Raw genomic sequence first — 699 nt, forward strand, 5'->3', positions numbered from 1 at the left:
AACCAGGCGGCCGGCGAGCCCGGGTGGAACTTCAACAAATACCTGGTACCCGCCAGCGGCGACGGCATCATCCATTTCCCCGCGGCGGAAAAGCCTCTGGGCGGCAAGCTGGAAGCGGCCATCCGGCAAGCGCTGCCCGGCTCTCAAGGCCAGACGGACTAGCCACCGTGGTGGCAGCGTTCATATGAGCCTGCTATTGTGATCGATCAACCCATCAGCCCCGATGAGTCCCGTGAAAGTTCGTAACAGCAAGGAACAACAACGGTATCGCCTGGAACGCGACATGGAACGCTTTCTCTCCGAAGGCGGGTCCATTAGTGAAGTGCCAAACGGGGTGAGTGGCGCCGATGCAGTCTCCGGCAAAGGCCACCAGACGGTGCTGTTCAATGGCCCACGTCAGGCGCAACGCACTGACCTGAGCCAGGTAGCAGCCACTATTGATGCACGCAAGCACAAGCCCCGCCGGCAACGCTTGAATGCCCGACCGCAGCGCAAACTGGTTTATGACGACTTCGGCGAACCACTACGCTGGGTCTGGCAGAATAAATAACCCGCCTTATGGCACCCTTATGGCACATCCAAGGACAGGTCTATGAAACGGTTTTTCCTGCTGGTATCCCTGATTGTCGCTGGCCAGACCAGCTCCGCCGATATTATTGAAACCGAAGTCACCCTGCCGGACGGCCTGGGCAAAGGCAT

The 699-nt window shown here is 59.1% G+C and carries 1 protein-coding gene; it reads left to right on the forward strand.

The features are described from left to right. Positions 1–223 precede the first annotated feature (223 nt). Positions 224–550: a hypothetical protein gene (locus A3754_RS05135; protein WP_231880494.1), complete on the forward strand. Its 327-nt coding sequence runs from the start codon at positions 224–226 to the stop codon at positions 548–550. Positions 551–699: the final 149 nt, after the last annotated feature.

The sequence above is a fragment of the Alcanivorax sp. HI0083 genome, from assembly GCF_001635175.1.